General features: G+C 54.0%; 12 protein-coding genes. 8 read left to right on the top strand and 4 right to left on the bottom strand.

Annotated features, from left to right (window positions below; all coding sequences use genetic code 11):
- Positions 1-93 precede the first annotated feature (93 nt).
- Together ACYVHB_RS19495 and ACYVHB_RS19490 are read left to right on the top strand one after the other, a co-directional pair.
- Positions 94-1,023: an NAD-dependent epimerase/dehydratase family protein gene (locus ACYVHB_RS19495; protein ID WP_461053455.1), complete on the top strand. Its 930-nt coding sequence runs from the start codon at positions 94-96 to the stop codon at positions 1,021-1,023.
- 91 nt (positions 1,024-1,114) lie between these two features.
- A complete protein-coding gene (locus ACYVHB_RS19490; RefSeq protein ID WP_461053454.1) occupies positions 1,115-1,891 on the top strand; it encodes a DUF2490 domain-containing protein in 777 nt (258 codons plus the stop codon).
- Between the two features lie 24 nt (positions 1,892-1,915).
- On the opposite strand, the gene ligA is transcribed toward ACYVHB_RS19490, so the two are convergent.
- Complete coding sequence (ligA, locus tag ACYVHB_RS19485; protein WP_461053453.1) at positions 1,916-4,003, bottom strand: NAD-dependent DNA ligase LigA; 2,088 nt, start codon at positions 4,001-4,003, stop codon at positions 1,916-1,918.
- Positions 4,004-4,196: 193 nt separating this feature from the next.
- On the opposite strand from ligA, the gene rpe reads away from it, so the two are divergent.
- The 3 genes from rpe to ACYVHB_RS19470 are packed head-to-tail and all read left to right on the top strand — an operon-like array spanning position 4,197 to position 8,418.
- The gene (gene rpe, locus ACYVHB_RS19480; RefSeq protein ID WP_461053452.1) at positions 4,197-4,889 is read left to right on the top strand and encodes a ribulose-phosphate 3-epimerase; all 693 of its coding nucleotides are present in this window, start codon (positions 4,197-4,199) and stop codon (positions 4,887-4,889) included.
- A 59-nt stretch (positions 4,890-4,948) separates the two neighbouring features.
- Entirely contained in the window at positions 4,949-6,358 is a 1,410-nt protein-coding gene (locus ACYVHB_RS19475) for an alpha-amylase family glycosyl hydrolase (protein WP_461053451.1), read from the top strand.
- Positions 6,359-6,399: 41 nt separating this feature from the next.
- Positions 6,400-8,418, top strand: coding sequence for an OmpA family protein (locus ACYVHB_RS19470; RefSeq protein WP_461053568.1), 2,019 nt, complete (start codon positions 6,400-6,402; stop codon positions 8,416-8,418).
- A gap of 196 nt (positions 8,419-8,614) precedes the next feature.
- Here ACYVHB_RS19470 and ACYVHB_RS19465 read toward each other — a convergent pair whose 3' ends face one another.
- The 3 genes from ACYVHB_RS19465 to ACYVHB_RS19455 form a co-directional block, all read right to left on the bottom strand.
- Positions 8,615-11,050 carry an ABC transporter permease gene (locus ACYVHB_RS19465; protein WP_461053450.1) on the bottom strand — a complete coding sequence of 812 codons (2,436 nt, stop codon included), beginning with the start codon at positions 11,048-11,050 and terminating at the stop codon, positions 8,615-8,617.
- Positions 11,051-11,075: 25 nt separating this feature from the next.
- Positions 11,076-11,438, bottom strand: coding sequence for a hypothetical protein (locus tag ACYVHB_RS19460; RefSeq protein ID WP_461053449.1), 363 nt, complete (start codon positions 11,436-11,438; stop codon positions 11,076-11,078).
- 500 nt (positions 11,439-11,938) lie between these two features.
- On the bottom strand, positions 11,939-14,590 hold the full coding sequence (locus ACYVHB_RS19455; RefSeq protein ID WP_461053448.1) for an SGNH/GDSL hydrolase family protein: 2,652 nt from the start codon (positions 14,588-14,590) through the stop codon (positions 11,939-11,941).
- 605 nt (positions 14,591-15,195) lie between these two features.
- Between ACYVHB_RS19455 and ACYVHB_RS19450 the strand changes: the two genes are divergently transcribed.
- The 3 genes from ACYVHB_RS19450 to ACYVHB_RS19440 all read left to right on the top strand — a co-directional run bounded on the left by ACYVHB_RS19450 (position 15,196) and on the right by ACYVHB_RS19440 (position 20,014).
- Positions 15,196-16,995: a glycosyltransferase family 39 protein gene (locus ACYVHB_RS19450; protein WP_461053447.1), complete on the top strand. Its 1,800-nt coding sequence runs from the start codon at positions 15,196-15,198 to the stop codon at positions 16,993-16,995.
- 44 nt (positions 16,996-17,039) lie between these two features.
- Complete coding sequence (locus ACYVHB_RS19445) at positions 17,040-17,864, top strand: transketolase (protein ID WP_461053446.1); 825 nt, start codon at positions 17,040-17,042, stop codon at positions 17,862-17,864.
- A gap of 152 nt (positions 17,865-18,016) precedes the next feature.
- On the top strand, positions 18,017-20,014 hold the full coding sequence (locus tag ACYVHB_RS19440; RefSeq protein ID WP_461053445.1) for an NAD-dependent epimerase/dehydratase family protein: 1,998 nt from the start codon (positions 18,017-18,019) through the stop codon (positions 20,012-20,014).
- Positions 20,015-20,028 lie beyond the last annotated feature (14 nt).

Raw genomic sequence — 20,028 nt, 5'->3', positions numbered from 1 at the left:
AACGTGTTTTGCATCAGCTTTACCTGCGCACGCGCCTGACGGCCTGAGTTGCGGGCGGAACTGGCTAACGGGGATTTACAAAAAACAGCGATTATGAACGTGTTTGTAACAGGGGCAACCGGTTTTGTAGGTAAAGCGGTCGTTAGAGAATTGCTTACCCAGGGCCATCAGGTGGTCGGATTGATACGAGATCCGGCAAAAGCAACATCGCTCATCCAGCAGGGAATGACCCCCCAAGTTGGGGAGATGACCTCACCCCAAACGTACGTACCCATTGTACCTACGGTTGATGCCGTGATCCAAACGGCTCAACTAAGCACCAAAGGCCGCTTTACCAATGCCAACAAAGCCAAAATAAACGAGGCTGACGAAGCCATGACACTGGCGCTGGCTAACGCGTGTATTCAGCATGACAAAGTACTGATCTATACCAGCGGTTGTTTCAACTACGGCGATCATGGAACCAACTGGATTGATGAGCAAACACGGGCTGATCCTTCTCCTCTGGGCGAAGGCCACGCTCAGGTCGTCACCGAGTTGATGCGTTTGCACCAGAACGAAGGTCTCAAACTGCTCGTTCTCAGCCCTGGCTTTGTTTATGGACCCGGTGGATTATTCAAAACCTCGTTCTATGATACCCTGAAGAAAGGACAACTGCGCGTTTTTGGCAAAGGGCAAAATTATTGGAGTCCCATCCAGGTCGATGACTTAGCGCGGGCTTATCATGCCGCCCTGACGCGTGGCCGCTACGGTGAAGTGTACAATATTGTGGACGACACCCCTATCCCGTTACGTCAACTGATTGATGCAATAACGTCGGCCCAGGGGGTCAAGTCCGTGGGCACCATCCCCCCCTGGTTGATTGGCTGGCTGATTGGTAGCCCTTTGGTGAAGTCGCTGACCAGCTCATTCCGGGTAAGCAATGAGAAAGCCAAACGCGAATTAGCCTGGCAACCGCAGTACCGTTCCTTTGCCGAGGGGATCAAAGGCGTTTTGCTTGAGCTTAACAAGGTTGCCGTTTAAGAGGGCATCATATCCAACAAACAGTTACATCATTGCTGATTCACGATCAACGATTCAGGTGATTACTGCCAAACCTTAGCTACAGTGCTTGATGAAGCAAATCGCCCTTATTGTTGTCTTCAATCTGTTCACCATCAGTGGCTTTAGCCAGGAAAACCGGGTGATTGACCGAAACGCGATTGGCTGGTACACCTACAATGGCGATCACAAACTCGCCAATCGCTGGGAGCTTCACACCGAGTACCAGTGGCGTCGGATCGACTTCATCCGCACCTGGCAGCAGTCGCTGGCGCGGGTTGGACTGGTTCACAAACTCACCGACCGGGTAAACGTGTCGGGCGGCTACACGCTGTTTACGACCTATCCCTACGGCAATTACCCCTCCGCCGACGCGGGCGTACCCGTTCCCGAACACCGGATTTACGAGGATATTCAACTCAGCGACCAGTTCGGGCGGATGGAACTATCGCACCGGTTTCGGCTGGAGCAGCGGTGGCTTGGTCAGCCGTCTGATGCAAATCCCAGGCGGATAGCAGACTGGGAATACCAGCACCGGATTCGGTATCAGATCTCCGGCACGTTCCCGCTCAGCGGTCCCACCATCGACACCGGCGAATTTTACCTGAATGCCTTCGATGAACTGTTCATTAGCTTCGGCCAGAACGTGGGCAACAACGTGTTCAACCAGAACCGGCTGTCGGGCGGCATAGGCTACCAGGTTCGCGACAACTTTAAGCTGGAACTCAACTATTTCAACCGGGTATTGCAGCACGGCGACCCGGACCCCATCACCCAAAAGCCTATCTTCGACCTGGACAACGGATTTCGGCTCAACGTGAGTTATGATCTGGATTTCAGCAGGCGGTGAACCAGACACTAAAGGGCCATAAACTTACTCTCCCAGCATAGCCATGAATTCGGTCTCGCTAATCATGGGCACGTTCAGTTTTTGCGCGTTGGCAACTTTCGACGGTCCCGCGTTTTCACCGACGATCAGGTAGTTTAGTTTCTTGGAGATACCGCTCAGCAGCCGCCCGCCGTGGGCCGCAATCTTGGCTTCGAGTTCCTCACGGCTGAAATTGGCAAACGTACCCGAATACAGAAACGTCTTGCCCGTCAGCGCGTCGCCCTCGCGGATCACCTCCTGCCGGTCCATGACCATCTGCAAACCGGCCGTTCGCAGCCGCTCTACGTAAACCCGGTTGTCGGCGTCAGTGAACCAGGCAGCCAGGCTCTGGGCAATGCGCGGCCCTACGTCGGGCACGTTGGCCAGAATCTCGAACGGGGCGTCCATCAACGCATCCACCGACCCAAAGTAATCGGCCACCCGCTCGGCGGTGGTGTTGCCCACGTACCGGATGCCCAGCGCAAACAACACGTTTGGCAGTGGCTGCGCTTTGGAGCGCTCAATGGCCGTCAGGATGTTGTCGACGGTTTTCGGACCAAACTTCACCGTACGGGCTTTGCCGGGCGTTTCGGAGCCATCGTCGTTGATAACGGGTGTGGCGGGGTACGTTTTTTCCAAACCCAGCAACTGTTCCGTTGTGAGGTCGTAGAGGTCGGCTGGGGTTTGCACGAGGCCCCGGTCAATGAGTAGTTCGATCTTCCCTTCGCCCAGGCTTTCGATGTTCATGGCCCGGCGCTGAATGAAGTGCTCGAACCGGGCCTGCCGCTGCGGTGGACAGCCTTTCTCGTTGGGACAGTAGAAATGGGCTTCTTTCTCCCGGCGAATCAGGGGCGTTCCGCAGGCGGGGCACTCGGTTGGGTAGCTGATCGGGACGGTTTGACCCGTGCGTTTGCTCAGGTCGACACCCGTAATTTTGGGAATAATTTCGCCCCCTTTTTCCACGAATACTGTGTCGTGCAGCATCACGCCGAGCCGCTCAATCTCGTTGGCGTTGTGCAATGACGCCCGCTTGACAACCGTGCCCGCCAGCAGCACCGGCGTCAGCAACGCTACGGGCGTAACGGCCCCCGTGCGGCCCACCTGGTAGTTGATTGCGTTGAGCGTCGTGCTGGCACCCAGTGCTTTGTACTTGAATGCAATGGCCCAGCGCGGACTTTTTGCCGTGAAGCCCAGTTCCTCCTGCTGGTCGTAGCGGTTCACTTTCAGCACAATGCCGTCGGTACCCAATGGCAACTCAAATCGTTTGGTTTCCCACTCGTTAATGTACTCCATTACGGCGCGGATGTCGGCGCATTTCCGCCAGGTCGGCGACACGTTAAAGCCCCAGTTTTTCATGGCTACCAGGCTTTCCTCGTGGGTTTGAAAAAAGGCTTCCCCCGACAAGAACGAGTATAAGTAACAGTCTAACCGCCGTTGGGCCACAGCCGCCGAATTCTGCTGCTTAAACGTACCGGACGCAGCATTGCGGGGGTTCGCCAGCAGCGGTTCGCCAATGTCCTCGCGCTCTTTGTTGATGCGCTCGAACTCGGCCAGCGGCAAAAATCCTTCGCCCCGCACCTCAAAGAGGGATGGTATGGCATTCCGGGGTACATTTTCGGCCTGTATGCGGAGGGGTATCGTACGAATGGTACGGATGTTGTTGGTGATATCATCGCCCCGAACGCCGTCGCCCCGCGTCGCGCCCTGCACCAGTACGCCGTTTTCGTAGGTCATGCTGAGGGCCACGCCGTCGAATTTCAGCTCGCAAACGTACTCATAAGGTTCGTCGCGCAGGCCTCTACGAACGCGGTTATCAAAATCCACCAAGTCTTCTTCGGAGTATGTATTACCCAGCGACAGCATCGGAAACCGGTGGTAGACGATAGCGAATTCCTTGCTGATGGTGCCACCGACTCGCGCCGTGGGCGAGTCGGGACGGACGAATTGGGGGTATTGCTTTTCCAGATCGGTCAGTTTCTGAAGCAATTGGTCGAAGGTGAAATCATCCACCTCAGACACACTGTTCTGGTAATATTGATAGTTATAGTAATTCAGGCGGTCCGTTAATTCGGCAATTTGTTGCTGGGGCGTCATAGTTTAACAGGTATCAGAGAACAGTAAACAGCCAGCAGGCGGTGGATGTTAGCAATAGACAATGAACTGATGCGGTTCTCTACCGGGACTGTTCATTGATGGCTGCTCACTGTGCTGGCAATGTTGGTTTTGTTTCTTCATTCGACCAAAAAAAGGTACTTTTACAAGCTAAAAAAGCCACCAGCGATCAGCCATGACCTCAACCACCCGCATTAGCAACCCGGCCCTGATTGCTCCCTCGCTCCTGGCGGCTGACTTTGCCAACCTGCAACGGGATCTGGAGCTGATTAACCGCAGCGAGGCCGATTACCTGCACTTCGACGTGATGGACGGGGTATTTGTTCCTAATATTTCGTTTGGGTTTCCCCTTCTGGAAGCGGCCCGGAAGCACTGCCGCAAGCCCCTCGACGTTCACCTGATGATTACCCAGCCCGACCGCTACCTCGACGCCTTTGCCGAAGGGGGCGCGGCCGTGATTCATGTGCACCTCGAAGCCTGCCCGCACCTGCACCGAACACTAACGCGTATCCGCGAGTTAGGGTGCCGGGCGGGGGTGGCGATCAACCCCCATACGCCCATTGCCGGGCTGGAAGACGTGCTGGAACAAATCGACGTGGTGCTGGTGATGTCGGTCAATCCGGGTTTTGGCGGGCAGTCGTTCATTCCGCACACGATCCAGAAAGTGGCTAAACTAAAGCAGATGTTGCTGGCTAATCAGTCATCAGCCCTGATCGAGATCGACGGGGGCGTCAGCACGGGCAACGCGTCGGTTTTGCTCAGCGCCGGAGCCGACATCCTGGTGGCGGGTAACTCGATATTCAAGGCCGGTGATCCGCTGGAGGCAATCCGGCAACTTAAAAACAGTTCTCAACCGATGCTGGCCTGATTGGTCTGGTCGATAGCAGGTGCTGCTGGTTTACATTATTAAAGCGATACCCCGTTCCTATGAAGAAATCTCACCTGGCCCTTGTTTTCAGTGTATGCCTACTGACAACGGCCTGCTGGAATACCCCAAAAGATAAAGCTCAAACCACCACTTCTACTTCCGACACAACCGCGTCAACCGCTCCTCCGGCCCCGGACTGGGCCAAAAATGCCACGATCTACGAAGTTAACACGCGTCAGTTTTCGGCTGCCGGTGATTTTAAGGCAGTTGAAGCGCAGCTACCCCGGCTGAAAGAAATGGGCGTGGACATTATCTGGCTTATGCCCATTTACCCGATTAGCCAAAAGAATAAAAAAGGATCGCTGGGAAGCCCCTACGCCGTTGCCGATTACAAAGCCGTTAACCCCGCCTACGGCACACTCGCCGATTTCAAAGCACTGGTCAAGCGCACCCACGCGCTGGGCATGCGCCTTATTCTGGATTGGGTACCCAACCACACCGGCTGGGACCACGTTTGGGTGAAGCAACATCCCGATTGGTACACCCTGGTGAATGGCAAGATGATTGCGCCCATCGACCCGAAGACCAACAAGCCAACCGACTGGACTGACGTTATTGACCTCAACTACGATAACCCGGACCTTCGCAAGGGCATGATTGAAGCCATGCAGTACTGGGTCCGGGAATGCGACATCGACGGCTACCGTTGCGACGTGGCGGGGTTCGTTCCCAACGATTTCTGGGCCGAACTGCGCCCGCAATTAGATAAAATCAAAACGGTATTTATGCTGTCGGAGTGGGAAGATGAGCCGGACCAGTTCAAAAGTTGTTTCAACATGAACTACGGGTGGGCCATGCACAGCCTGATGAAGGCCGTGGCCAAAGGGGAGCGCTCGGCCGACAAGATCGACTCGCTCCGCGAAAATAACCAGACGCGTTTTCCGAGCTGGTACTACCAGATGCTGTTTACGCAGAATCACGACGAAAACACCTGGAATGGCACATTAGCCGAGTCGTTCGGTCCGGCCGCCAACACGTTCGTTGTTCTGAGCAGCACCCTGGAAGGAATGCCATTAGTGTACAACGGGATGGAGTCGAACCTAAACAAACGGCTGGCTTTTTTTGAGAAAGATTCCATTGCCTGGGGAACGTATGCGAAGAGCAATTTCTACGGAACATTACTGACGCTCAAACACCGCAACCGGGCCTTGTGGAACGGAAATGCGGGCGGCAAAGTGGTAAAAATACCAACCGACCGCGACACGAAAGTATACGCGTTTCAGCGGCAACGCGACACCGACCGCGTTGTCGTCGTGCTGAATCTGAGTGGGCAGCCACAAACGGCTCAGCTGGGGGGCGACGGCTATGAAGGTATGTACACCGAAGTATTCACCCGCCAGCCAATGAATCTGAAACCCAACGTAACCGTTACCCTTAAACCCTGGGAATACCGGGTACTGACGAATTAGATTTTATGAACAGGCTCTACATCTTGTTTTTTGTTGGTTTCATGAGCATAGCGGTTGTCGGCCCTGCGCAAACCATGCAGTGGGCGAGTCGCGTTGTTGGGGTGTCGTCGGAGAAAAATCGGACCGTTGAATCGGGCGTACCCTCCGGCGAGCAGTACAAGGCCTCGCAGGCACTGGGCCGACCCAGCAAAGTGCCGGAGCTGGGGCAGAGTCCCTGCGCCTGGGCGCCGTTCTACCCCGATGGCACAGCCGACGAATGGATTCAGGTTGGCTTCGATAAACCCATCCGCGCCCGGCAGATTGTGGTGGCCGAAAACGTAAATCCGGGAGCGGTGGTGCGCGTACTGGTCATTGACGAAAAAGGCATCGAACACCCGGTTTATCGAGTTACCAGCCCGCAGCCCCGCACCGACCCGCTACTGCGCATTTTTGTGGCCGATTCTGCCTTCGTTTGCCACCAGGTCAAGGTTTTCATCAACGGGGCCGCCCTGAAAGGTATCAACCAGATTGACGCCATTGGTATCTCAGAAGAAACCAAACCCGTGACGGTCGGCATCAACGTATCGGCCGAGACGCCGAAAGACATCCAAAAAGAAAACCTCGGTAAAACCGTTAATTCGCCCGGTCAGGAGGTGGCGCCGGTGATCTCGCCCGACGGCCGGACGCTGTATTTCACCCGTAACTTTAACAAGGCCAACATTGGCGGGGCCGACCGGCAGGATGTCTGGTACTCGACGCTCGAATCGGGCGCCAGTGGTACTACGCCAACCTGGGGCGAGGCCATCAACATCGGCGCACCCATCAATAACACGGGCGACAACGCCATTAGCGGCATGGGTCCCGACGGGCGCACGGCCTACCTCATCAATATTTACCGGCCTGACGGCGGGTTATCATTTGGCATCTCCAAGTCCATCCGAACCAAAGCGGGCTGGTCGCAGCCGGTGGAGTGCAAAATTGCCAACAACTACAACCTGCACGAAAAGAACCAGTTGGAGTTCTGCGTCTCCCCCGACGGGCGGGCCATTATTCTGGCCGTGCAGCGCAAAGACACGCGCGGTGACCGTGACTTGTACGTGTCGCTGCTGCGTTCCGACCGTAGCTGGTCGGAACCGGTATCGCTGGGGGCGGTAGTGAACACGGCTGAGTTTGAAAGCTCCCCGTTTCTGGCCGCCGACGGCCGTACGCTGTATTTCACGTCGGCGGGTCATCCGGGCTACGGTGACGGCGACATTTTTGTGGCGCGTCGGCTCGATGACTCCTGGGGCAACTGGAGCGAACCCGAAAACCTCGGCCCGGCCATCAACACCGACGAATGGGACGGGTATTTTACCATTCCGGCGTCGGGCGACTTCGCGTACCTGAGTTCGCGGGCGGGGTCGATGGGTGAGGACGACATTTTCCGGCTTAAACTCTACCCCGCCATCAAGCCCGATCCGGTGGCTATCATATCGGGGCAGGTGCTCGACGCCAAAACTAAAAAGCCCATCGCATCGGAGGTAGTCTCGAGCCTGTTCAACGATACCAAAGACGTGGCTAAAGTCGACTACAGTCCCGAAATGGGCGAGTTCAAGCTTATTCTGCCCACGCAGAAGGTTTATAATCTGACGGCCCGGAAGGAAGGGTACTTTCCCACAACCGAAACGCTCGACCTGAGCAAAGACAAGCGTTTCCGCGACATCCGGCGCAACCTGTACTTGGTGAAGATTGAGTCGGGCGAGAAGATCACGATGCGCGAGGTGCTATTTGAGCAGGGGCAGTTTACCCTTGAGCCGGGAGCCAGTGCCGAACTGGACCGCGTTGCCGAGATGCTGACCAGCTACCCGAATATGGCCCTTCTGGTGGAAGGACACACCGACAACCAGGGCGATTGGGAACCCAACATGAAACTCTCCGAAGACCGCGTCCGGGTGGTAAAAGCGTACCTGACGGGAAAAGGTATTGCTGAGACCCGCATCCAAACCAAAGCCTGGGGACCCAGCAAGCCCATTGCCAGCAACGAAACCGACGAACGGCGCAAACTCAACCGCCGGGTCGAATTTACAATTTTAAACCTATAAGCGGATGGACGTCATCCTTATGGGCTTTTATATCCCAGCTACTTATGCCAAATTTAAGATTACAGGCGCGATAATTCAACGTACGCCCAGTAGTTTCCAGCCTACGACGACAAAGAATTTTGGTGTAAATTTAATAAACCATAATTCATAACGAACCATCAATACAAATGCCTTCGTCGACCCCTTGTTTGTGATGCTATTCGCTCCTTAGTGAACTTATTGGATTTGTAAGTGCAGCTTTAACACTTTGAAAACTGACGGTTAACAGGGCAATACCGACGGCCAAAGATGCCGCTACTACAAATACCCACCACTCAATGTTAACCTTATAAGCAAAATCCCGCAGCCACCAACTCATGGCCCACCAAGCAATGGGAGAAGCAATGACGATGCTTATTAATACCAGCTTGAGGAAGTCTTGAGAAAGTAGCCTTACAATACTGATAACACTGGCACCAAGCACTTTACGAATACCAATTTCTTTAATACGTTGTTCCATTGTAAAAGAGGTAAGTCCGAATAAACCAAGACAAGCAATGAAAATAGCCAATGCAGAAGCAATTGTGAGTAGCTTACCGTATTGCTGTTCACTCTGATATTGCTTATTGTAACGCTCTTCGACAAAGAAAAACTCGAACGGATTACCGGGGTAGCTGGCTTTGTAAAGTCGTTCTAACTGGGCAATTTTAGTATGAATCCGATCTGTAGTGAGATGCACTGTCAAGTTGTTAGCCGAGCGACTTGGTAAGAAAATAACTGGTTCAATGACCTGCCGCAGACCTTTATGGTGATAATCACGAACTACGCCAACAATCTCATAATCCTGTGTCCAGTGGATGGTTTGTCCCACAGCCGCCTTGGCTGATCCGAATCCTAATTGCCGCGCTGCCGTTTCATTAACTAACAGCTTACCACTCTTCTCCCAACCTAATTCGGCTTCACGGGGGGTAAAGTTTCGACCGGCTGCCAATTTAATAGTATAAGTCGTTAAATAACGATCATCCACCACACCCATTGAGTACGTTTGCTTGCCATCGTCGGGGCGAGGATTTTGCTTCGTAACTTGGTTCGTCGTACCATTATAGTACTCCCCCGGCACCATGCCTGTCTGACAAAAGTTTTTTACATAAGGTAGCTGAGAAAGCTCTTGCTCCAAGGCCGTTGTTCGATTGGTTATTGATTGCGCGTCCCCCACTGATGGCCCCCCAATTACAATCCGCTGATCTAAGTTAACACCGAGGTCTTTACGCTGCATATAGTCTAACTGTCGGTATACAATCAATGTCGCAATGACTAATATAACTGACGCACTGAACTGAGTTACTACCAGCGTCTGGCGTAGCCAGTGACCTTTACCCGTTTTGACCGCTCCTTTCAAGGTTTGTACTGGCTGAAATGATAGTAGTGTATAAGCCACGTAGCCGCCAGAAGCCAGCGCACCAACAACCAACATCAATAATCCTATTAAGCAATAGCCGCTCGTAGTGAGTACCAGTAGCGATAGGTCTTTTTTGATGAACTCGTTGAAAACGCTTTGTAGTAGTGCGACGAGTATAAAAGCCAGCCCAAAACCAAGTAGATTGAGTAGTAAGGATTCGCCCAAAAATTGCGCCATCAGTTGCCGTGAATTGGCTCCGGTTACTTTGCGAACACTTACTTCCTTGGCTCGCTTCAGTGCTCCCGCCGTCGATAAATTGACATAATTGAACCAGGCAATCAGTACTATCAACCCGGCAATAGCACTGAGCAGGTACATCAATCCTAAACTTCCATTAGTTGGATAAGGGTCACCTAAGGCAGCACCCAAGTGCATGGTAGTGGCCGGTTGGAGCAGAAACAGAGTTTCATCGCTAGGATTGAGCTTTTTAACAAGCTCGTTGAATTTACTTTCCACTCCCCCGTAATCAGTATCTTTAGACAGTTGTAAAAATGTGGTTAAGTAGCTCCCGTCAAAGCTGGTCAGATCGGCCCACTTATTACCGTTGAGATTGGCCGGATTAGCTAACGTCTCTAACGAAAATATCGCGTCGAAATTCAAGTCAGAGTGCTGGGGCATATTGGCGTACACGGCGGTAACGGTGTAAAGTATCTTGCCAAATTGATTATTGAGCGTCAACGTTCTGCCAACCGCTTTTGAATTGCCGAAATATTTGTGGGCCTGCGATTGTGATAACGCTACAGTGTTTGGTCGTATCAATGCCAAATCTACATTGCCCTCCAATAGGGGGAAAGTGAACATGGAAAAGAAATTGCCATCGGCGTAGGCCAACTTCCCTTCGCGAAATGACTGCTGAGAACGGTCATTTTTATCAAGAGTGTACGTAACAATACCGTTAGCCGAGTGTTCAGCCAAGCGGCAGAAGTCTTGTACTTCCGGAAACTGCTGCTTGGCCAGTGGTGCCACTGCCGGTGCTATATCGGTTTGGATTTTTCCCTGACCAGTTCGGGTCAGTAAGCGGTAGAGCACAGGTAAATTTTGTTGGAAACTGTTATAGCTATTTTCAAAACTAACGTACTCTAAAATGAATACGAAGGCGGTGATACCCAACGCTAATCCGACAATGTTAACAGCCGCAGCAATCTTGTTTCTCCAAAATTGGCGTAAAGTAGTTTTAAGATAGTTCTGAAACATAGAAAGATCAATTTATGAAACTGTTCTATTTTTCCTTTGCGTACCCCATCCGTAGATTTGTATCCCCTGTCAAGCTCAAACTCAGTTCAGCAGATTGGACAGATGCATTGACAAATACAGCCGTAGCCCCAGCTAAAAACTGTAAACTCTGTTGGTCACCAGGTCGGAGTTGGCCCAATGCTGTCGCTTGACCGTCAGACCGCCGTTGACTGATCGTTACTGAAACAGCACCAATATTTCGCACTTGTGCTGAGAATGCACCATTGCTATTACCCCCTAATTCAAATTCTTTACCAGGAGGAATTGTCGTAACTGAGCCAACGAAACTAAGGGAACGGCAATTGGCGAGAAACAGCGTCAGTGCCAATGCAGCGATTAACTTTTTCAAAGTCAGCCAAGATTTGTTCTGGTTCGTTACGGTCAACTATCATACCAGACTGGTAGAACCAGCCTGAAACGCTCTAAAGAGCATTTAGTTGGTCAACACTGTCCGATTTTGGACAGTGTTGACCGAAGGTGTCCGCTTGCAGTAGTGATAAGCCTCGGTGAATTTCGAAGTGGTAAAGTACAACGCTTGTCTATCTTTCACGGGGTAGACAAGCGTTGTACTTTTTGAGGATTTTTACGTAACAATCATTATATGATAAAACCAATCTCAGAAAACAGTTACCTTACCGGATCGCCTAATCTCTTGATTTTGTACAATAGAAGTTGCGAGGAGTTGGCCAACAGTTATTCAGTTGACCTACGTTTTTTCAGAAACTGAAGAGCAATACAATTCCCACCAATAAGTTAAAACAGCGTAACGGCTTTAACATACAGCGTTTCATAATAAAAAGCCAGCCGGGCAATTCGCCCGGCTGGCTTTTTTACGTTTCCTGATGTGTATCACTTCGGCGTGGCGTCCCACAGCTTGTTAGCCATGTGTGCCATGCCGTCATCGTCGGGGTGGTTGTCAGTTCCGGCGTCGCCGTAGATGCTGGGATTAAGGGCGTAATAGCCGTTGGTCAGGCGATTGGGCCACATATCGGAGAAGTCGGCGATGGGGTAATTGCGTTCGGCCCCAACGGCGCGAATGGCCGTATCGTAGTTGGGGTTGCCCCAGACCGACGTCGACAGCACGACTTTAGCCCCCGGCGATTGGGAAATCAGTTTGTCGATCAGGGCTTTCAACCGGCTTTGGTACAACGGTTGATTCGTAATCTCCCAGTCGGTCACGTTTTCGCCCAGCCGGATGTAGACCAGATCGGGTTTCCAGGCCGCCACCGGATCGAAGCGGCTAAGGTCGATGCCGTCTTTCGTGCTGTTACCCTCCCAATACGGTCCGGTTGCTTCGTCGAGCTGACCACCCATGTTCCAGCTTGCGAAGGTACGGTTATCGACACCCTGATTTAACTCCCGATGTTTGGCCGACATCAGGTGAACGTAGTCTTTCTCGGGCGACGTAGCGGCCATGCCCCGCTTGGGATTTTGCGCATTAACGATAAAAAACGGACTGCCGCCGTGCAGCGTGATCGAATTGCCCACGTACAGCACCCGGTTGTAGCGGCCATTTCCGGTGTTGGAGCAGGCCGTAACCGTTACCTGGTTCGATGGAGCACTGGTGCAACCATTGAGGGTGCACGTTGCCGAATACGTACCCGCGGCACTGACGCCGATGCTGGAGCCGCTCTGCCCGCCCGACCAGGTGACTGTGCCGCTGCACCCGGCTGCGGTCAGCGTAACGGTCGAGTTATTGCACACCTGCGTTCCACCCGAAGCGCTCAAAACCGGGGCCGACGGGGGTGTGCAGTTAGGAGGGCTGGGGGGATCGCCACCGCCCGTGGGATACAATTGTTTGCCCGCACTGGGCAGGCTTAAACTGAACGAACAGCCCGCACCCCCATCGCCCGCCGGACGCACCGAGAGCGTGTAGGTACCGGCGCTCATGCCCTGCTTATCCCAGTACCAGACTGAATTCCCAAGATTGAACGTATTGGTCCAGCCTGCGCTGGTCGGGCCGCTGAGTGTAAGCTCCGGGTTGCCCGCCGACGCGTTTATTCGGATACTGATGGAGTTGTTGCCGCCGTCCCAGGCGTAATTAATCGTGTTGATTCCCGGCGCGCAGGCTCCGTTGGCAACCGGTGGTGTAGGGGGCGTGGGCGGTGCGGGGGGCGTGGTTGGTGGTGGCGTAGTGCCAGTACAGGTGGCCTGCCGCGACCAGGTATACGTAATTTCACGGCTCGATTGCTCCACGTAAATTGTGAACGGGGGCGTATCGGCATTAACCCGCGATCCGGCGTCTAAGTATTGATTGGGATCGGTCGTCCAGCCCGTAATACCCGGCGATCGGTAGCGAATGGGAGTACCATCGCCCCCGCTGGTGTTGAAGGTAATGGCTCCCGTTTGGCAGTTATAGGTCGGGGCCAGCACCGTCAACGCGTTCCCCGTTGGGGGCGTCGGCGGTGCCGGAGGGGTCGTGACGGGTGGCGTAGTAACGGGCGGAGGAGTACCATTGCAAGTGGCTTGCCGTGACCATGTGTAGGTGATGGTCTGTCCCGACTGCTCCACATTGATGGTAAACAAAGGCGTGTCAGCGTTGACCCGCGACCCGGCGTCTAAGTACTGATTTGAGTCGGTCGTCCAGCCGGTAATTCCGTTTGCCTGGTAGCGGATGGGCGAACCGTTCCCCCCGCTGGTGTTGAAAGTAATGGCTCCCGTTTGGCAGTTATAGGTCGGAGCCAGCACCGTCAACGGACTTCCCGTGCTGGTGACCGTTTCGGTTACGAACATGGTCTTGCCCGATATCACGTTGTAATCAGGCTGATCAAGAAAACCGGTGTAGTTGGGAGCGGCAGCGCGGGCGGTTCCGGTGGCGCTGTTTTCCACTTGTACGTACAGCGTTGCGTCGGTGGAGTTCGTTGGCCCGGCTCCTGCTTTCCGGAGCCACGAAACGGCCTTAGGTAAGCCCGTCTGGAGGGTAAGGGTCGATTTTTCGGCAAACAGGCTTTGGTCGCTGGCCTGCCCGTGGCTGCGCAGGAGCCGGAAACTTGTGCCGGACGTCACCGTCCGAAAGCGGCCTTTAACATGGTACGTTACCACCGGCTGCGACTCGGCCGAAAGGCGGCCCGACACGTAATCGGTGAAATCGCCCCCCGTCTGCTCAAATCCGGGCGGCAGGAGCATTTTGAGGGTGTAGTCGTTTGCACCGGACAAGAAAAACAACTGGCTGGGCGATATACTGAGCAGTTGAGCCGTTACGGTCAGGTTGACTTCTTCGCCGATCCTGATTTGCTGCTTGTCGCACTGAATCGAAAACCGGATTGGATCGGGCCCCTGTTTAGCGGGTTCATTGACGGAAGTCCGTTGGGTAAAGAAACTGTTTGTCAGCTTTTTGACCGGGGGCGTGCGCCTAACAGAAGAGTGATCTGGCACAGTAGCCGACGAGGAGAAAACAAAGGAATGATCGGAATGATTGTAAACGGATTGGCTGCTGAGTACGGGTAAAAGTAAGCCGAACAACAGCATTAATTTCAACGGCACGGTTAAGAAGTTGGTCATAAAGCACGGGGTAAAAAGGTAAAATAGTAGAAAATTCAAGTGGAGATAGTTGGTTGATAAATGATGTACCAACCTGTACGAGGCAGGCTCAATGCAGCTTGTTCCGGTAATGATTCGCAGGCAGGAGTAATGAGGTGGTTGCTGGGTGAAATGATTGTCTCAACCCGCATTCTTCAATTTTATAGGGCAGCAATTGGGAAAGTAAACCAATAAAGTAGAGTATCCCAACCTAACTGTAAGCCTATTCCTTACATACGAAACTATAATCATACCCGGCAATCAGGCTTGGAAATTTGTACACTGCTTATAATGAGAATCTTGCAACTATATTTATTATACGGTAGGAAACGTTGAAAATTTAGCGAGTGAGCATCTACTTAACCAAATTTTTACGTTCAATTTTCATGAAATGGATCAGAGTATACCGAATATGAAAACGATAAACTTATTGAATTTGTGGACCAACGTACCGCCCTCAGTCGGGACGATCCGCTCGGGGAGACGGCTTGATACGTCGTCCTTTGGCAAAGTACCGGATGCATTATCGGACAGAATTTAACGGCGCCAATCGGTAAGAACCAGGATTTGCCCGTAGTTTTGCCGTCATGTCCACCTTGTCACCCCGCACTATAGTACTCTTCATCGGTGCCATTCTGCTCTTAGCCTTTGGTCTGCGTCTGTACCGCGCCGGTGCGCATGGCATCTTTTTCGACGAGAAAACTACCCTGCTCGTTAGCCAGGGAATCTGCGTGGAAGGCTCCAACCAACGCGCCGTTTTTACCCAGCCCACCTTCACCCCAGCGGACTTCTGGCGTCCCAAAACGATAGCAGATTACATCGAAGCCAACACCCGAAGCGACATTGGCAACAGCCCCGCCTACTACGTACTGCTGCACGGCTGGCTGGCCCTGTTCGGTCTCAGCGATTTGTCGATGCGGTTCCTCTCCGTGCTCTTCAGTACGCTGATCGTGGGACTACTATTCATTTTTGTCCGTCGCCACTTCGGCTCGACCACGCTGGCGCTCATCAGCGCGGGCATTGCCGCTATCGAGCCGTTTTTTGTGGCCTACGCCCAGATGGCCCGCAATTACTCGATGACGTTTTTCCTGACGCTGCTGGCCACGCACCTGTTCCTGCTCATCTGCGAACGGAGTCAGGCCGGGCGGCTGGCATCAGCGAACGAAGGCAGTCAACGCTCATCGCCGGGCCTGCATGTTGCTTACGGGCTGGTCATTATGGTGTCGCTGCTATCGCATTACCTAACGGTTACGGTGTTTTTGTGTCATGGCTTATACGCCCTGCTGTACGTGCGCCAACCGCGCACCTGGCTCACGCTGGCGCTGACCGCTGCGGTCGGCGTTGGTGTGGTAGCCCTGTGGTTTGTGTTCGGTGGTGGTCAGTACACGTTTCGGACGCTGGCTTACCAGGCTGAATTTTACCGAACCATTGCGCTGACGAATCCCGTCGGCACCTCGTTCGGCACGATTTTACCGGCCACGATTCCCAACATCGCGAAGCGGTCCCTGCCCCTGTTCACCGATTTATTTATGGTTACCAACGGCCTTGGGCTGGTGCTGACCGGGCTGCGCAATTCGGCCCTGGCGCTGGGGTTGGGGACGCTGGTGGTATTCATCATGTACACGTACCGGCACACCCCCCGCCCGCCGAAGTGGGTGTATGGGGCCATACCGGTGCTGCTACTGGCCGGGTTACCGCTGTATACGGTGGTGCCGTTGCGACTTCTGGTGCTGTCGGCAGCCCCGGCATTCGTGTACCTGATGGGTTGGGCCATTGTCCGGCACGATGACGCCCGTACGCGTCCGCTCCTCGTCATGCTGCTCCTGCTGACGTTCGTGCCGACGTTTTTCCTCCTGTTCATGGCCTGGCGTTCGGGGCACACGTTCGGTATCACGCAGCGATATTCGGGTTTTTCGTTCCCGTACGTTTGCATACTGATTGCGATGGGGTTGCGGCAATTCGTCAGGCTGCCGTGGTGGTTCAGCGTGCCGATTGGGGTTGTACTGTTGCTCCAGTTGGGGTTCGTTGGTCAGGTGATCACCCAGATTTACGCCGGAAATCAACCAAAATATACGTACTTTGATCGTCCGCGCCTTGAAAACCCGTACTGGTTGCTGGCACAGCGGCTGAAGCAGTCCTACGCGCCGGGCGACACGATTGTTTATCCAGGTCGTAAAAAACGGCTCTCGACCGACACCGACATGGACGACAACAGGCTGCCCTATCGCGTGTTCGACGCACAGATGGTGAACATCTATTTGCCGCCCAACGCGCTGTTTGTCCAGCGCATCGACTCAACGGACTACGACCGGGTTGTGCTGGTTAAGGGCAGTACCGGAAAAAAACAAACCGTATTTGATTTTGAGGGCACGAAATACCGGTATTGACCGGTTTAGCCACTAATCGCCCCCTCCTTACTTCATTGACCCGTATGACGACCGAAGCCATTGACACCCAAGCCTTACGCGGGCAGCTCAGACTCCGAATTCTGAACCTCTACAACCAGGCTCACGCCGGGCACATTGGCTGTTCGCTGAGCTGCATCGACCTCATGATTGCCACGCTCGTGCTGCGCAAACGCCCGCAGGACACGTTTCTGCTCTCCAAAGGCCACGCGGCAGCCGCGCTTTACGCCTGCCTGAATTACCTCGGCGCTATTTCGGACGATGAGCTGGCCACGTTCTACCAGAACGGAACAACCCTGCCCGCCCATCCCGCGCCCAATCAGCACAAGGGTATCCCGTTCGCGACGGGTTCGCTCGGCCACGGCCTACCCATTGGGGTTGGCATCGCTCACGCGGGTAAACTCCTCGGCGACGACTCGCGGGTGTATGTGCTGATGTCCGACGGCGAAACCAACGAAGGCACCACCTGGGAAGCGGCTCATTTCGCTCTTCAGCACAAATTAGACAACCTCGTGGTGCTGGTCGATAAAAACGGCTTGCAGGGCTTCGGTAAAACCGCCGACGTATTTGGCGATACGGCCGCTGTTCGCACCTGGGAAGCCATTGGTTTCGAGACCGTTGCCGTCGACGGGCACGACGTAGACATCGTCATGGCAACGCTCGACACGCTTCAAAACAACCCTAACGGAGCAGGCAAGCCCAAGATGATCATCGCAAATACGGTGAAGGGCAAGGGCGTTTCGTACATGGAGAATCGGCTCGAATGGCACTACCTGCCCATGACCCCGGCGCAGTACGAGCAGGCCTGCACCGACGTGTCGGCCACGTATCTGATGGGGCAGGCAGTGTAAAGAGTGTGTTAGTTTATGAGTGATGTAGGTTTATGAGTTTTGAAGGAGAACCACAACTCACAAACCCACACACTTACACACCTAAAAACTTATACACCCAAAACTTCCACCCAATTCCTGTACTTTTGCGGCCTGAATCAGCCTGCTCCATTTTGCTATCTTCCACAATTACCCAGCTTAACGGTCCCATTGTTGTTTTCGGTGCCAGCGGCTTCATCGGCGCCAACCTGTTCGAGCAACTCTTCCGCGTCCGGCAGCGCAACGGTTCCGCCGATGTATACGCCCTCACCCACGACGCGACCAAAGCCTGGCGGCTCAAACTCCTCGACGCCCCCGCCGAAAATATCATCCACTGCGATATTCTGTCCAGCACGTCGGTTCAGGACGTTTTCGAGCGCATCAAGCCCAAAACCGTCTTTAATCTGGCGGCCTATGGCGCTTACAGCAAGCAGAAAAACGTGGGCTTAACCTACGAGACGAACGTACTTGGCACGGTCAATATTCTCGAAACCTGCACGCCCAACATGGTCTATATCCACGCCGGGAGCAGTTCGGAGTACGGCTTCAACTGCACCGCGCCGAAAGAAACCGACCGGGTGGAACCCAACAGCCACTACGCCGTCTCGAAGGTGTCGGGGGCTTATACGCTGGAATACTACGCGAAAGTTCACAAACTCAACACGCTTAATTTACGGCTGTATTCGATTTACGGGGGCTGGGAAGAACCCGACCGGCTCATTCCCCGGCTGGTGGAAGAGAGTCGTAAGGGACAACTACCGCCCCTTGTTTCACCCGACATCAGCCGCGACTTCGTGTACGTCGATGACTGCGTGGGCGCGTTTGTGCAGGCGGCTCTGCGGGTGAATCCTCAGATTAGCGGGAGATCCTATAACATTGCGACGGGCAAAAAGACCACTATGCGCGAACTGGTCGACGTTGCCCGCCAAACGTTCGGGCTGGCGCAGGAGCCGGTCTGGGGCAGCATGGGCAACCGGGCCTGGGACTTGGCCGACTGGTACGGCGACCCCACGGCCGCTGAGACTGATCTGGGCTGGACGGCTACGACGAGCCTCGGCGACGGCCTGCGCCAAACCGCCGACTGGCAGGTGGCGCACCAGTACGAAAGCCGGGTAATTCCCGCGTTTCAGACGCCCACGCTCAACCCGGTTATTTCGCCCATCATTGCCTGTTACAAGGACGCCCAGGCCATTCCGTACATGTACGAGCGGCTGGTGACGATGTTTAACGAGATCAAAGTCCGCTACGAAATCATCTTCGTCAACGACAACTCACCCGACAATACCGACGAGGTGCTGAACGCCATCTGCGCCAAAGACCCGAACGTGATTGTCATCAAACACTCGCGGAATTTCGGGTCGCAGTCGGCGTTTTTGAGTGGCATGGAAATCGCGACCGGCGACGCGGTGGTGCTGATGGACGGCGATTTGCAGGACCCGCCCGAGGTAATTCCCCAGTTTTTCGAGAAATGGCAGCAGGGCTTCGACGTGGTGTATGGCGTTCGGGTGCAACGCGAAATGGCCCCGCACGTTCACTTTTTTTACAAGCAGTTTTACCGGCTTTTCAAACGCACGGCCTACATCGACATTCCCGTAGACGCGGGTGATTTTTCCATCATCGACCGCAAAGTGGTGCGCGAGTTGGTCAACCTGCCCGAAACCGAGCAGTTCCTGCGGGGCCTGCGGGCGTGGGTGGGCTTCCGGCAAACGGGCGTCGACTACGTGCGGCCGGAGCGCATGTTCGGCGTGTCGACCAATAACTGGACCAAAAACATCGGCTGGGCTAAGAAAGCCATTTTCTCATTCAGTTTCGCTCCGCTGGAGTTGATGACCTACGCGGGCTTCGTACTGACGGGCCTGTCCATGCTGGGCATCATCTGGCAGATCATGTCAAAACTGTTTAATCTGGACCCTAACACGCCGTATGGGTTGTCGACCGTTATTGTCCTGGTTATGTTTTTCGGTGGCATCAACTTGCTGGGCATTTCGTTTCTGGGTGAGTACATCGGTAAGATTTTTGAGGAAACCAAAAAACGACCGAAATTCATCCGCACAATGGTTCGCAAGGGTGAGCGGGTGTACAAAACAGCCGCCGAGATCAGCACCTTGGTAGAACAGCGGAGGAGTAAGTAACTTTGCCTGGCTAA

The organism is Spirosoma arcticum (genome assembly GCF_054779955.1).
Note: the sequence above shows the minus strand (reverse complement) of the source record. Positions and strands in the feature narration are given on the sequence as shown.

What these genes read in the sequence shown, in the direction of transcription:
- ACYVHB_RS19470 (WP_461053568.1), top strand. Translation starts at nt 6,400, where the DNA reads ATGAGCATAGCGGTTGTCGGCCCTGCGCAAACCATGCAGTGGGCGAGT.
- ligA (WP_461053453.1), bottom strand. Translation starts at nt 4,003, where the DNA reads ATGACGCCCCAGCAACAAATTGCCGAATTAACGGACCGCCTGAATTAC.
- ACYVHB_RS19450 (WP_461053447.1), top strand. Translation starts at nt 15,196, where the DNA reads ATGTCCACCTTGTCACCCCGCACTATAGTACTCTTCATCGGTGCCATT.
- ACYVHB_RS19465 (WP_461053450.1), bottom strand. Translation starts at nt 11,050, where the DNA reads ATGTTTCAGAACTATCTTAAAACTACTTTACGCCAATTTTGGAGAAAC.
- ACYVHB_RS19495 (WP_461053455.1), top strand. Translation starts at nt 94, where the DNA reads ATGAACGTGTTTGTAACAGGGGCAACCGGTTTTGTAGGTAAAGCGGTC.
- ACYVHB_RS19475 (WP_461053451.1), top strand. Translation starts at nt 4,949, where the DNA reads ATGAAGAAATCTCACCTGGCCCTTGTTTTCAGTGTATGCCTACTGACA.
- rpe (WP_461053452.1), top strand. Translation starts at nt 4,197, where the DNA reads ATGACCTCAACCACCCGCATTAGCAACCCGGCCCTGATTGCTCCCTCG.
- ACYVHB_RS19490 (WP_461053454.1), top strand. Translation starts at nt 1,115, where the DNA reads ATGAAGCAAATCGCCCTTATTGTTGTCTTCAATCTGTTCACCATCAGT.
- ACYVHB_RS19445 (WP_461053446.1), top strand. Translation starts at nt 17,040, where the DNA reads ATGACGACCGAAGCCATTGACACCCAAGCCTTACGCGGGCAGCTCAGA.
- ACYVHB_RS19455 (WP_461053448.1), bottom strand. Translation starts at nt 14,590, where the DNA reads ATGACCAACTTCTTAACCGTGCCGTTGAAATTAATGCTGTTGTTCGGC.